Source organism: Mucilaginibacter sp. (assembly GCF_039921305.1).
Taxonomy (GTDB): Bacteria; Bacteroidota; Bacteroidia; order Sphingobacteriales; family Sphingobacteriaceae; genus Mucilaginibacter.
Genome location: NZ_JBDSCA010000020.1, coordinates 28,405 through 42,465, shown reverse-complemented (window position 1 = coordinate 42,465; position 14,061 = coordinate 28,405). Strand labels below are relative to the sequence as shown.

The following is a 14,061-nucleotide window of genomic DNA, read 5'->3' as shown; positions in this document are numbered from 1 at the left end:
GAAAATGATCAGCAAAAAATATCATCGTACTTGTAGCATAACTTTATTGCTGCTTGTGTTTCTATTGGCAGGCAATGTTTCTGCACAGCAAATGGTTAATGGCATAACTATACCCGATGTGCTTACCATGAACAACGGTACCAAGGTTACCACAGCTAAACAATGGAAAACCCAGCGCAGGCCAGAGCTTATTAAATTTTTCAAAAAAGAAATGTATGGCCAATCACCAGGCAAACCTGCTGACATGACATTTAAGGTTTTTGATAATGAGAGCAAAGCCTTAAATGGCAAAGCTACCCGCAAACAAATAACCGTTTATTTTAATGGGAAAGAAGATGGTCCGCAAATGGATATTTTGCTTTATATCCCCAACAATATAAAACATGCGCCCGCTATTGTGGGACTAAATTTTGATGGCAATCAATCGGTAAACCTCGACCCTGCAATTAAAATGAGTACAAGTTGGTTTGATAAAACCAAAGGCGTAGTCAATAACAGGGCAACCGAAGCTACCCGTGGTATTGATGCCGGGCAATGGCCCTTAGCAATGATCATTGATAAAGGTTATGCCGTAGCCACAGTTTACCGTGGCGATATTGACCCTGATTTTGATGATGGCTTTAAAAATGGAGTGCAAGCGCTATACCCAGAACTGCAAAACCGTGGCGATAACTTTGCAACCGTAGCTGCCTGGGCATGGGGGCTGAGCCGGATATTAGATTATTTAGAAACCGATAAAGCTATTGATGCCAAACGCGTAGCCGTATTTGGCTTTTCGCGATTAGGCAAGGCCGCGCTGTGGGCCGGTGCTACAGATGAACGTTTTCCCCTGGTGATCAGTAATGAATCAGGCGCTGGTGGGGCCAAACTGTTCCACTATACAAGCGGCGAAAGAATAACCCGGATATGCAGCAAGTTTCCGCATTGGTTTTGTGGCAATTTTAAAAAGTACATGGGGCTGGATTCTATCTTGCCGTTCGATCAGCACATGATGATCTCATTGATCGCGCCACGTCCGGTATACGTTGCCAGTGCAAAAGACGATACCAATTCAAATCCCGAAGCCGAATTTTGGGGCGCAAAGGGTGCCGACCCGGTTTACAGGTTATTAGGTACCAATGGCTTACCCGCTACCACCTGGCCCGCGTTAAATACGCCATCGGTAGGTCGCATAGCCTATCACGTACGCCCCGGTGGGCATAATGTTACTGATTACGATTGGATACAGTATCTCAATTTTGCCGATAAATACCTTAAGAAATGAAGAAGTTTAGCCTGATCCTTTTATTTGCTTTTATCGCGATAAGTACATTTGCGCAGGTATTAAAAGTGAGCAATTTAAAGTGCGAGTACAGTGTTGACCCGTTAGGGATAGCTGTACCCGAACCACAATTAAGCTGGGAAATAACTTCACCAGAGCGTAATGTAATGCAAACCGCTTACCATATTCTGGTGGCAGATGAGCCTACACTTTTGCAAAAAGGGATTGGTAATGTATGGGATTCCGGAAAGATAAACTCCGGTTCATCTATTCAGATTGTTTATTCAGGTGCTCCTTTACTATCGTCAAAAAAGTATTATTGGCGGGTAGCTGTATCTGATAACAAAGGCCATAATTCTTCGTGGAGCGCTATTGCACAATGGCAAATGGGATTATTAAATAGTGTCGATTGGAAGGGAGCCAATTGGATAGCCTATCAGGATATGCCCGACTCTATGAAAATATTGCCTACCCCAAGGACTGGCGATAAAAAACACTCACCGGGCTCTGATATTTTACCCTTATTGCGAAAAAGTTTTAAAGTAACTAAACCGGTAAGAAATGCTACCATGTTTATATCCGGTTTGGGCCACTTTGAAATGAACCTGAACGGTAAAAAAGTTGGCGATCATTTTATGGATGGCGGTTGGGTAAATTATGAAAAGGAAGCACAGTACCTAACCTTTGATATTACCAATCAGCTTAAAACCGGCGAAAATGCAATCGGCATAATGTTAGGTAATGGTTTTTACTTTACCCCAAGCGGGCGCTATCGTAAATTGACCTTAGCCTACGGTTATCCCAAAATGATGTGCCGATTATTGATAGAATATCAGGATGGCACATCCGAAAACATCATCAGCAACACATCATGGAAGGTAACGCCCAGCCCCATTACATTTTCGGCAACTTATGGTGGTGAGGATTACGATGCTACAAAAGAACGATCAGGTTGGGATGCACCCGGCTTTAACGATCAGCAATGGCAAAATGCTATTAAAGTTGAAGGCCCAGCGTTGTTAAATCCACAATCGCAACAACCATTAAAAGTATTCGAAAAGTTTACTCCTAAAAATACAACGCAACCTAAACCCGGCATATGGGTATTTGATATGGGGCAAAATGCATCCGGCATACCGCAGATCACCGTAAGGGGGAAAAAGGGAGATTCTATCCTCATCGTTCCATCCGAATTATTGGATAAAGATGGCATCGCTACACAAAAAAATACAGGTGTTGCTGGTAAATATGGTTATGGCCACTGGTATACCTACGTTTTAAAAGGCGATGGCGAAGAAACATGGCAACCCCGCTTTTGCTATTACGGTTTGAGATACATACAGGTTAAAGGCGCTGTTCCTCAAAAGGAAAGCAACCCTGCTAACTTGCCGCAAATTATTAGCATCCAAACCCTGCACACCCGTAACGCGACCGATAAGGTGGGTGAGTTTAACTGCTCAAACGATTTATTCAATAAAACTAATACTTTGATAGATTGGTCGATAAAAAGTAATATGGCCAGTACGCTAACCGATTGCCCTCATCGCGAAAAACTGGGTTGGTTGGAGCAGGATCACCTGATGGGTAATTCTTTGCAATACAATTACAACCTTGCATCCTTATTCAAAAAGATAATTAATGACATGCGCGAGGCTCAAACACCTGATGGCCTTGTACCCGAAATAGCCCCCGAGTACGCCGTGTTCGGCGGTGGCTTCCGCGATTCGCCCGAGTGGGGTAGCAGCAGTATATTATTACCCTGGTACATGTATGAGTGGTATGGCGATAAGCAAGGTTTAGCTGATAGTTACAGCATGATGCAGCGCTATGTAGACTATTTGAACAAGCAATCGGCCAGTCATATTTTAACCGAAGGTTTAGGTGATTGGTACGATCTGGGCCCGCAACACCCCGGCGTTGCGCAATTAACATCTAAAGGCGTTACATCAACAGCCATCTTTTATTATGATCTCACCATCATGAGCAAGATAGCATCAATGCTCAACAAACCTACCGATGTAGCTAAATACACCAAACTTGCCGCCGAGGTTAAAACGGCCTTCAACAATAAGTTTTTTAACAAAGCAACCAAACAATACGATACCGGCAGCCAAACCGCCAATGCCATATCAGTTTACATGAAACTGGTTGAACCCGAATACAAAGCCGCCGTTGTAGATAATATTGTGAAAGAGCTAAAAAGCCACAATAACAGTTTAACTGCTGGCGATATCGGTTATCGCTACTTACTAAAAGTACTGGATGACGAAGGCCACTCTGATGTGATATTTGATATGAATAACCGTTCTGATGTGCCAGGATATGGTTTTCAATTAGCCAAAGGCGCTACAGCTTTAACAGAATCGTGGCAGGCGTTATCGGGGGTATCCAATAATCACTTTATGCTGGGGCATTTAATGGAATGGTTTTACGCCGGTTTGGCCGGGATAAAGCCCGCCGATGATGCCATCGCTTTCAATAAAATAGTAATCCATCCGCAACCTGTGGGTAATATCACATCGGCAAAAGGTAGTTATCATTCAAGCTATGGCATAATTAAAAGCGACTGGAAAAAATCAGAAAAGGGTTTTGATATTACTGTTGAGATACCAGCAAATACTACTGCCGAAGTTCACCTTCCCGCCAAAGCAATGGCGCAAATTACAGATAATGGCAAGCCTGTAACCGGTTATAAAAATAGTGGTGAGAGCGCTATAATCAATGTTGGTTCGGGCGTATACCATTTTAAAGTTACAGAGTAAATTTATGAAAAGAGGATATTTATTGTTGCTGATGATCAGCATGCTTTTAACAAAAGGTTTTGCCCAATCCGAAAAAAATAAAGTTCCGGATGCCAAAATGAAAGAAATTTACGAAGAGGTAAAAACCCCCTACAAATACGGCATGGTGATGGTGCCTGATAGCAATAGTAAAAAAATTGATTGCCCTACGGTTTTTCGCAAGGGTAACAGTTGGTTCATGACGTATATTTTATTCAACGGCCGTGGTTACGAAACCTGGATAGCTAAAAGCAGTGATTTGTTGAACTGGAAAACACAGGGTCGAATCCTGTCCTTCCCCAAAGATACCAGCGCCTGGGATTTGAATCAGCGGGCAGGCTATCCGGCCTTGCAGGATACCAAATGGGGCGGAAGCTACGAGTTGCAAAAATACGATAACAAATACTGGCTGTCGTACTTTGGTGGCCATGATAGTGGTTACGAAAAGGGAATGCTATCCATCAGCGTGGCATGTACCCAGAAAGACCCATCAATTCCGCACGAGTGGAAAACATTGGGCAAACCTGTATTAATGGCAAATGATGCCAATGTTAGCTGGTGGGATAATCATACATTGTATAAAGAAACCGTAATTTGGGATAAGGCCAAAACCACAGGCTATCCGTTTTTAATGTATTATAATGCCAATGGTGATAGCGTAAACAAAAAACGCGGTGCCGAACGTATCGGCCTGGCCGTATCAAATGATATGACGCACTGGATCCGTAACCGGAAAGATCCGGTGCTCAACCATGGCGCGGGGATTACCGGCGATCCGAACATTGAAAAGATAGGCGATGTATGGGTGATGTTCTACTTTGGTGCATTTTGGTCAACATCGGGCCCCACCTGGGAAAAGAAAGGCGGCGCTTTTAACCGTTTCGCCTGTTCTTATGATCTGATCAACTGGACAGATTGGACGGGTGAAGACCTCATCAAATCATCCGAAGTGAACGATGGGCAATTCGCTCATAAATCCTTCGTGGTTAAATACAAAGGCGTAGTGTATCATTATTATTGCGCGGTAAACAAAGCCGATCAGCGTGGCATTGCCGTTGCTACATCAAAAGATATGGGTAATAGCACATTGCACTTTATTGCGCCACCACCATCAAAAGCACGCTCGTTAAAACAATAAATCATGAGGCTTAAATTATATCTAGGTTTGGTATTGCTGTTCAATGTTTTTGTTGTCACGGCACAAAATCATCAGCCTTCACAAAATTTCAACCAAAACTGGAAGTTCTTTTTAGGTAATGATAGTACCGCATACAAACCCGGATTTAATGATAGCCAATGGCGCAAATTAAACCTACCTCACGATTGGAGCATCGAGGGTTCATTTGATGAAAAAGCAACTTCAACAACCAACGAAGGTGCTTTGCCAACCGGTATAGGCTGGTATCGCAAAACGTTCACTTTACCCACATCATCAGCCAGTAAAGCTGTATTTATTGACTTTGATGGCGTTTATAAAAACAGCCAGGTTTGGATAAACGGCCATTTTTTAGGTAAACGGCCCAATGGCTATATCTCTTTCCGGTATAATTTAACGGGTTACCTACATTTCGGTAGTCAACTTAATGTTATCACTGTAAAGGTTGATAACTCCGAGCAACCCAATTCTCGTTGGTACACAGGTTCGGGTATATATCGTAATGTTTGGCTGGTGACAACATCTCATCATGCCGCCAAACCTTGGATTACTTTTGTGTCAACTTCCAAAATAACCAGTGAACTGGCAGTGGTGAAAATTCAAACTACTATAGATAGCGCCAGTTTTGGCAAAACATTTCTAAAAACTACTATTATAGATCAATCCGGTCGCTTGGTTAAGTCGACTAAATCAAAACTTCCTGATATGGGCTTGCTGGCCGGATGTACAATAATTGACAGTTTGAATGTATTAAATCCTAAACTTTGGTCGGTAAACAGGCCTTATCTGTATAAAGTAATCAGCCAAATATTAGAAGGAGATAAGATAGTTGATACTTACACAACAACTTTTGGTATCCGCTCGTTCAATTTCGACGCTAAAAAAGGTTTTTTCCTGAACGGGAAACCACTCAAAATACAAGGTGTTTGTATGCATCATGATTTGGGTGCATTAGGCGCAGCGGTTAACACCCGCGCTATTGAGCGCCAGCTACAAATACTAAAAGCAATGGGCTGTAATGCAATCCGCACAGCACATAATCCACCCGCACCAGAGTTTTTAGACCTATGCGACAAAATAGGCTTCTTAGTAATGGATGAAGCCTTTGATATGTGGGCCAAAAAGAAGAACAAATTTGATTATTATAGAGACTGGAAAGAATGGCATAGGGTAGATTTGATAGATCAGATCAAACGCGACAGAAATCACCCGTCCGTATTCATTTGGAGTATCGGGAATGAAATTCGTGAGCAGTTTGATAGCACAGGTATAACCATTGCTAAAGAATTGGTCAGCATTGTAAAAAGCCTTGATGCAACCCGCCCGGTAACGTCTGCTTTAAGCGAGAATAATCCTAAAAAGAATTTTATTTATCAATCACATGCCTTGGATTTGGTCGGTTTAAACTATCATCAAGAAGCTTATGCCGATTTCCCTAAAAACTACCCCGGCGAAAAATTTATCGCTACCGAAACCATGTCGGCCTTAGAGAGTAGGGGGCATTATGATCCCGTATCTGATACCACACTAAAGTGGCCGCATAATTCTAAATCAAAATTTACCGACGGCAATGCCGATATGACGGTTTCTGCATACGATAATGTAGCCGCATACTGGGGCTCAACGCATGAAAAAACATGGAAGATCATCAAGAAATACGATTTCCTTTCGGGACTTTTTATTTGGACAGGTTTTGATTACATAGGCGAACCTACACCATATCCATGGCCTGCGCGCAGTTCGTATTTTGGCATAATTGACCTGGCCGGGTTCCCGAAGGATGTGTATTACATGTACCAAAGCGAGTGGACAAACAAACCTGTTTTACATATTTTACCACACTGGAACTGGAAGCCCGGTAAAGTGGTTGATGTTTGGGCCTACTACAATAATGCCGACGAGGTTGAATTATACCTAAACGGAAAATCATTAGGTATCAAAAAGAAACAAGGTGATGATCTGCATATATCATGGAAAGTACCTTACCAGGCCGGAACGCTCAAAGCTGTATCCCATTTAAACGGAAAAGTTGTATTGAGCAAAGAGGTTAAAACAGCAGGCAAGCCGGCTAAAATAGAACTGATTGCTGATAGAAGCCTAATCAAAGCCAACGGAAACGATCTTTCTTACATTACCGCCAGGGTGTTAGATGCCGATGGCAACTTAGTTCCGGATGCTGATAATTTGTTAAAATTTAGCATCGTTGGTCCGGGCGTTGTTGTTGGTGTTGATAATGGCCAGCAAACCAGTCTTGAACCATTTAAAGCATCGCAACACAAAGCGTTTAATGGTTTATGTCTTGCAATAGTGCAATCTAAAGCTTCGGTAGGCGAAATAACAATTAGTGGCGAAGGTGTGGGGCTAAAATCAATAAGCATTAAAATAAAAACCAGGTAATCGATTGTGTTTTTAGCAGTGGTAAGATAGTATAGCATTTGGAGAAAAGCCTATATGAAATCATCAGTTTGCAAGGTTAGTTTTATAATGTTATAACCTGCTCCTCATAGCCGGAGTAAAACTGAAATTATGAAACAGCAAAGCATTTTTGATTACATCAATGTAGACGGATTTTCGTCGACACCAAAATACATACAGCTGGCTAATTGCATACAGGAGGCCGTTTTTTCGGGTAAAATACATAAAGACAAGATCTTACCATCACTTCACGAATTAACCTATCACCTCGAAATATCAAAAGATACCGCCGACAGGGGATACAGATATTTACGTAAGCTTGGTATCTTATCATCCATCCCCGGCAAGGGGCATTATATAACGGCCAGTAATTTTGCAAAACCACATAAAGTGTTTTTGCTTATCAATAAGCTGAGTACCAATAAAAAAACTTTTTACGATACCTTTACCAAAGCCCTTGGCGACAATGTAGCCATAGATTTTTATGTTTATAATAACGATTTCGGATTATTTAAAAAGCTGCTCAATACCCGGCGCGAAGGTTACTCTCATTATGTTATTTTACCACATTTTTCCGAAGGTGGCGAAACAGCGCATCAACTGATCAATACCATCCCAAAAGATAAACTGATACTTTTGGATAAAAACTTAAATGGTATTGAACGTGGCTTTGGTTCGGTAATTGAAAACTTTAAGAAAGATATTTATAAAGCTCTTGAAAAAGCATTAGAACCATTAAGTAAGTATGATACCATAAAATTGGTATTTCCGCACAATAGCTATTTTCCCGCCGAAATTAGCCAGGGCTTTAGATTATTTTGCCAGCAATATGCCTTTGAACGTAAAGTAGTAAACTATATTAAAGACGAAGAGATAAGCAAGGGACAGGTTTTTATTTGTTTAGATGATAATGACCTGATCACCTTGATAGAACGAATAAAAAAGATAAAATTGAGGGTAGGGGTAGATGTAGGTATAATATCGTACAATGAAACACCATTAAAAAAATACATTTTGAATGGTATAACAACCATATCAACAAATTTTGAGCAAATGGGTTTACAAACTGCCGGTATGATATTGAATAACAAGATGCAGCAGATTGAATTGGATTGCACCATCAATCTACGATCTTCGCTATAAAATCTAAATATTAAACAGCTTTATAAAGCCCTTCCTTACGCCGCAGGTTTAGCATTATTGTTATGCAGGTATTTGCGCTTGTATTCAAGCGGGGTCATGTTGGTTATCTTTTTAAAATGGCGGTAAAAGTTCGACACATTATTGAAACCGCATTCAAAGCATAAAACTTCGGTAGGTAATTTATCCTCAATCAAAAAGCGGCAGGCATGGCTTATCCTTATTTCAGTTAAAAAATCCGAATAGGTTTTCTTAGTCATTAGCTTAAAATACCGGCAAAAAGAAGTTACACTCAAATTGCCTATCGAAGAGATCTCCTCAAGGCTGATCTCTTTTTTGTAATTGGCCAGTGTGTATGAGCAAACTTTATTTAGCCTTATCGTGTCAGATTCATTAGATTGATGAAACTCGTTATGTGATAGCGTTATCGGTTTAAAGTCCTCATTTTCGGCAAGCACCTTTAATATAGATAGTAATACAATAATACGATCTAAATTAGTGGCATTTACAGCCCGGCGCATTAAATTGGCCAGTTCAATTTTGGCTTTTCCACCAATCACTAAGCCATTTTTAGCTTTTTCAAAAAGTTTGGGTAAAAGATAGGCTTCGGGTAAGTTTAGTAGATATTTTCCCAAACAATCGGGCAAAAAATGTATAACTATTACCTCAACATTCAGGCCCGAATCCGGAACAAAGTATTCCTCTTTGCACCGCCAGCAATGGGGCAGGTTTTCACCAAGTAATGTAATTTCTCCTGCAGAAAAATTACTGATATTGTCACCAATAAATCGTACGCCTTCGCCCTTAATAACATAATGTAATTCCAGTTCGGGATGGTAATGCCATATACCCCTAAAAGTGGGTATAACATCATGCCGGATGCTGAATGAATTTTGTGGCTTAACATCTACTTTAAGAAAATGTGGCTTCATCTTAAAAATGATAATAATTAATTTTTAATGCAATGAGTTTACAATATTAATAACGTTTATACAACCTTATTAGCTACTTGGTAAATAGTGAAACTTTGTATGTTATAATTGGTAGGCTATAGTACCATATAATAGCACTTTTCCTCTGTTCAAAGTTAATAAAAACTATTGAATGTTATGGTAAGATTATACAATAAGTGGATAACAATTAGCAGAAATATACATAGTGTATAATCCATATTTGTATGGTAAAGTACGTTTTAAAAATAAACTGCTTTAACTTATATATAAACCAACAGCTCACGCTATACATTTTTTGCAAAATAATTAAGTGTTTACATTTATGTAAATGCTTAACAAAATAAAACCAACCCGAATGATTTTGTCAGGATGTATCCGACAAGAAAAGAGAAGGATTACCGAACTATTATACTATTTGATTTAGAAACCAATAAGCTTAAATGTACAAAATGTTAAAAACTATAAAACTATTACTTGTACTAACATTATCCGCAACCATTACAAGCTATGCGCAAACCGCGCCAGTATCTGATGCTGATAAAGCCACTCAGTACACCCAAACTATTACCTCCCGGGCCGATAAGATTGTTGCCAAATTAGGTATTACCGATCAGGCAAAATATAAGCGCGTGCTTGATGTTATTGTGAACCAGTATCGCTTTATTAATGAGGTGCATGATGCGCGTAATGCACAGGTTGCTGATATCAAAAAACAGGCCGGTGACGACAAAACAGCTGCACAAGCCAAAATAAAAGCAGCAGATGATGATCTGGATCAAAAAATGAATGCGATGCATGCAACTTACTTATTAAAATTAGGAGCTGACCTAAGTGCCGAGCAGGTTGAAAAAGTTAAGGACGAAATGACCTATAACATATTGCCCATAACATACAAGGCATACCTGGAAGAAGTTCTCACTTTAACTGATGAACAAAAGGCCCAATTAAAAGCCTGGCTTATTGAAGCCCGTGAACATGCTATAGATGCCGAATCATCTAACAAAAAACACGAAGTGTTTGGTAAATACAAAGGCCGCATCAATAACTATCTATCAAAACAAGGCTATGATATGAAAAAGGAGGGAGAAGAATGGCAAAAACGCATCAAAGCAGCTTCGGCAAAGCAATAAAACAACAATAAAACCAATCAATACAAACCCAATATGAAACTAAAACCTGAATTATTATGAGAAAACTTTTCCTCTTATTTTTCGTAATGCTTGCTTTAAGTATTACTGTACATGCTCAAAACCGAACCATAACGGGTACGGTTACGGGTAAAGACGACAACCAACCCCTTGTTGGTGTAACAATCGGTGTTAAAGGCAGTCTTGCTGCCACAGCAACAGACGTTAATGGTAAGTATTCAATTAAAGTTACCAATTTGCAAAGTGTGGTATTAACAGTAAAATACATTGGTTATGATTATCAGGAGTTAACTATAAAACCCGGCCAAGCAGTAGCGGATTTTAAATTAAGCCAGTCTACAAAGGACCTGGCCGAAGTTGCTATTGTTGCTACCGGTTATGGTAACACCTTGAAAAGCAAAATCCTCGGTTCGGTAGCCGAAATTAAGGGTGCCGAAATAGAAGATTTACCAGTAGCTAACTTAGGTACTGCATTAATGAACAGGATTGCAGGTGTTAGCGTTTCCGTTGCCGGTGGATCAGGAAGGCCGGGAGCTACTACCACTTTAACTTTGCAGGGTGCATATGCCGCCTCTGCAGTTAATGGTATAACTACCGATCCGCTTTATGTTATTGATGGTTTGATAGCTCAAAAAAGTGATTTTGATAACCTTGATGCAAGTTTGGTAGAATCTATCGCATTTCTAAAAGATGCTCAGGCAGCTATTTATGGTGCAGCTGCAGATAAAGGTGTTGTATTGGTAACTACTAAAAAAGGAAAACCTGGCAAACCACAAATTAGCTATACCGGTTATTTTGGTACCAGTACAGCCGCTTTTAAACCTAAAATGCTGAGTGGTTTACAGCAAGCTACGGCCATTAATGATATTTTGGATCTACAGAACGCGGCATCTAATACCAAGTTTTCTCAGGCCGATCTTGATTTTATAGCCTCTAACCCATACCCAAGCTGGTATAGCCAGTTATGGCATTCAGCACAGGTTAAGCGCCATACCATCAATATTAGCGGAGGTAGCGAAAGGGTTACTTTTTTTGGAGGTGGTAGTTACTATGATGAAGGCTCAAACTTTGGTACTACAGCCATTAAAAAATATAATATCCGCTCGGGCATGACGGCCAAAATTACCGATGATATTACTGCATACATCAGCTTAAATACAGGTTACAATACAGATACACGTAATACAGCTAAAACAGAAAGTGGCGGTAGCGATTATGAAAACACTACTTTCGGTGCCATACTTCAGGTTCCGAATTGGGTGCCCTTGTATATTAACGGCCTCCCTAATTATTGGACCGGGCCATCTGCTACAGGTAGTACATGGAACCCCGGCGCATACTTTGATTCCGGAAGTTATGCAACCAGTAGCGCGCAGGTAATTAACCTTAACTCTTCGATAGATTTTCACCCGCATGCTATAAAAGGTTTAACTGTAAAAGTACAGTTTGGTAAAAGCAACTATCAAAACAACGCCAAAAACTATTATGTACCTTACACACTATATAACTTTAATACAACAGGCCAAAATGGTGCATTGTATACCACTACATTAAATGGTCCCAAAACCATATCTAACTCTAACCAATACTTGGTTAGTGCAGGTAGCTCTTCACAATACGAACTTATCGGATCGGTAGATTATAGCCGTACCATTAAACAACATACTTTTGATGTTTTAGTGGTTGGTACTCAAAACGAAACCAATGCTACAGCTGTTCAATTATACCGCACCACCCAACAAATTCCGGGTGTTGATCAATTGTTCGCGTTTGATCCTACTACTACTACATTACAACAAGCCTCCAACACAGAAAACGGTAACTTAGGTTATGTTTTAAGTGTTAAATATGATTACGCAAGTAAATACCTGATGCAATTTATCGATCGTATTGATGGTTCATCAAACTTTGCGCCAGGCAAACGTTTTGGCAGCTCGCCTGCTATTGCCGTAGGCTGGAGAGTGAGCGAAGAGGACTTTTTTAAACGGTATCTTTCAAAATATATTAATAGCTTAAAAATAAGGTATAACATTGGTATAACCGGCGATAACAGGGTTACAGCATTCTTGTACAAATCAAGGTTTACTACATCAAGCAATACCAATTTATTTGGTACATCAGTAAGTGTTGGTTTAGATCCGAACCAGATTGCTAACCCTGATATAACCTGGGAACATAATAGATCGCAAACGCTTGGTTTTGATGCCTCATTCCTTAACGATCATTTAACGTTATCGGTTGATGTGTGGAACAAGCACTATTATGATGGTTTGTTGGATATAACCGCTCAGTCTATCTTTCCGTGGACATTTGGTAACTCTGTTGGTGTAATTAACTATAACCAAGCCAATACCTGGGGTACTAATGTTACCATTGGTTATAATAACCGGATCAACAAAGACTGGAGTTTTAATGCAAATGTTAATTTTGGATGGGGTGATAGCCAAACAACACAAGCACTTTACGCTCCTGGAAAGCTGGGTGGTAATACCGAGTCTCAGGATATAACGTTAGGAGAGTTATCCAGCATTTATAATGGCACCAACTATGGCTTACAGGCTAAAGGTATTATACGTAACCAGGCACAGTTAGATGGTATTTTAGCTAAAAACCCTAACTATACTATTAATGGTATAAAACCACAATTAGGTTTTATGGATTTTGTTGACGTAAATGGTGATGGTAAGATCACAACGGATGCTGATGAAACCCAGTTATTCAAAAACACAACCCCTCTTTTATCTATGGGTTGGACATGGGGTGTTTCTTACAAAGCTTTAAAGTTAAATGTTAACGGCTTTTTACAATTAGGAGGTAAGGTTGCCATCAACGACCGTACCGCCCCTACCAGCGCTACAGTTAACTCAGCGGGTTCACTTAATCAACCTGTTTTTTGGGCCGATCATTGGACCCCATCTAACCCAGATGCTACTTACCCACGTGCTGATGCACCATTGTTATCAGAAAACTCAACTTTTTGGATACGCAGCGGTACAAGGCTTTATATTAACAATGCATCATTATCATATAATTTGCCAAAAGCCTGGGGCGATAGGTTAAAAATACCTAACCTACGGTTGGTACTTACCGGCGAAAACTTATGGGCCATCATAAATCCATTTGATTATAAAGATGTTAGGACTGATAAAATCTCAACATATCCAATGGTTCGTACGTTCTCGTTAGGTGTTAATTTAACCTTGTAATA

The 14,061-nt window shown here is 40.2% G+C and carries 8 protein-coding genes; 7 read left to right on the top strand and 1 reads right to left on the bottom strand.

All coding sequences use genetic code 11. The features are described 5' to 3' along the window. Positions 1-4: 4 nt before the first annotated feature. The 5 genes from ABIN91_RS04755 to ABIN91_RS04735 all read left to right on the top strand — a co-directional run bounded on the left by ABIN91_RS04755 (position 5) and on the right by ABIN91_RS04735 (position 8,755). Complete coding sequence (locus ABIN91_RS04755; protein ID WP_348049011.1) at positions 5-1,264, top strand: acetylxylan esterase; 1,260 nt, start codon at positions 5-7, stop codon at positions 1,262-1,264. Next, positions 1,261-4,023, top strand: a complete 2,763-nt coding sequence (locus tag ABIN91_RS04750) for a family 78 glycoside hydrolase catalytic domain (RefSeq protein ID WP_348049009.1) — start codon at positions 1,261-1,263, stop codon at positions 4,021-4,023. The genes ABIN91_RS04755 and ABIN91_RS04750 overlap by 4 nt, the downstream gene beginning before the upstream one ends. A gap of 4 nt (positions 4,024-4,027) precedes the next feature. Then, positions 4,028-5,179, top strand: coding sequence for a glycosylase (locus tag ABIN91_RS04745; protein WP_348049007.1), 1,152 nt, complete (start codon positions 4,028-4,030; stop codon positions 5,177-5,179). Positions 5,180-5,182: 3 nt separating this feature from the next. Continuing rightward, entirely contained in the window at positions 5,183-7,594 is a 2,412-nt protein-coding gene (gene galB / locus ABIN91_RS04740; protein ID WP_348049005.1) for a beta-galactosidase GalB, read from the top strand. Between the two features lie 129 nt (positions 7,595-7,723). Next, positions 7,724-8,755, top strand: coding sequence for a substrate-binding domain-containing protein (locus tag ABIN91_RS04735; RefSeq protein ID WP_348049003.1), 1,032 nt, complete (start codon positions 7,724-7,726; stop codon positions 8,753-8,755). A 35-nt stretch (positions 8,756-8,790) separates the two neighbouring features. On the opposite strand, the gene ABIN91_RS04730 is transcribed toward ABIN91_RS04735, so the two are convergent. Next, positions 8,791-9,684 (bottom strand): AraC family transcriptional regulator, encoded by an 894-nt coding sequence (locus tag ABIN91_RS04730; protein ID WP_348049001.1) that lies wholly within the window; start codon positions 9,682-9,684, stop codon positions 8,791-8,793. 470 nt (positions 9,685-10,154) lie between these two features. Between ABIN91_RS04730 and ABIN91_RS04725 the strand changes: the two genes are divergently transcribed. Both ABIN91_RS04725 and ABIN91_RS04720 read left to right on the top strand, forming a co-directional pair. Continuing rightward, complete coding sequence (locus ABIN91_RS04725) at positions 10,155-10,835, top strand: DUF3826 domain-containing protein (protein WP_348049000.1); 681 nt, start codon at positions 10,155-10,157, stop codon at positions 10,833-10,835. Positions 10,836-10,891: 56 nt separating this feature from the next. Then, positions 10,892-14,059, top strand: coding sequence for a SusC/RagA family TonB-linked outer membrane protein (locus tag ABIN91_RS04720; RefSeq protein ID WP_348048999.1), 3,168 nt, complete (start codon positions 10,892-10,894; stop codon positions 14,057-14,059). Positions 14,060-14,061 lie beyond the last annotated feature (2 nt).

Bases quoted from the DNA above. Each gene is read 5' to 3' on its own strand.
- ABIN91_RS04755 (WP_348049011.1), top strand. From the start codon at position 5: ATGATCAGCAAAAAATATCATCGTACTTGTAGCATAACTTTATTGCTG.
- ABIN91_RS04750 (WP_348049009.1), top strand. From the start codon at position 1,261: ATGAAGAAGTTTAGCCTGATCCTTTTATTTGCTTTTATCGCGATAAGT.
- ABIN91_RS04745 (WP_348049007.1), top strand. From the start codon at position 4,028: ATGAAAAGAGGATATTTATTGTTGCTGATGATCAGCATGCTTTTAACA.
- galB (WP_348049005.1), top strand. From the start codon at position 5,183: ATGAGGCTTAAATTATATCTAGGTTTGGTATTGCTGTTCAATGTTTTT.
- ABIN91_RS04735 (WP_348049003.1), top strand. From the start codon at position 7,724: ATGAAACAGCAAAGCATTTTTGATTACATCAATGTAGACGGATTTTCG.
- ABIN91_RS04730 (WP_348049001.1), bottom strand. From the start codon at position 9,684: ATGAAGCCACATTTTCTTAAAGTAGATGTTAAGCCACAAAATTCATTC.
- ABIN91_RS04725 (WP_348049000.1), top strand. From the start codon at position 10,155: ATGTTAAAAACTATAAAACTATTACTTGTACTAACATTATCCGCAACC.
- ABIN91_RS04720 (WP_348048999.1), top strand. From the start codon at position 10,892: ATGAGAAAACTTTTCCTCTTATTTTTCGTAATGCTTGCTTTAAGTATT.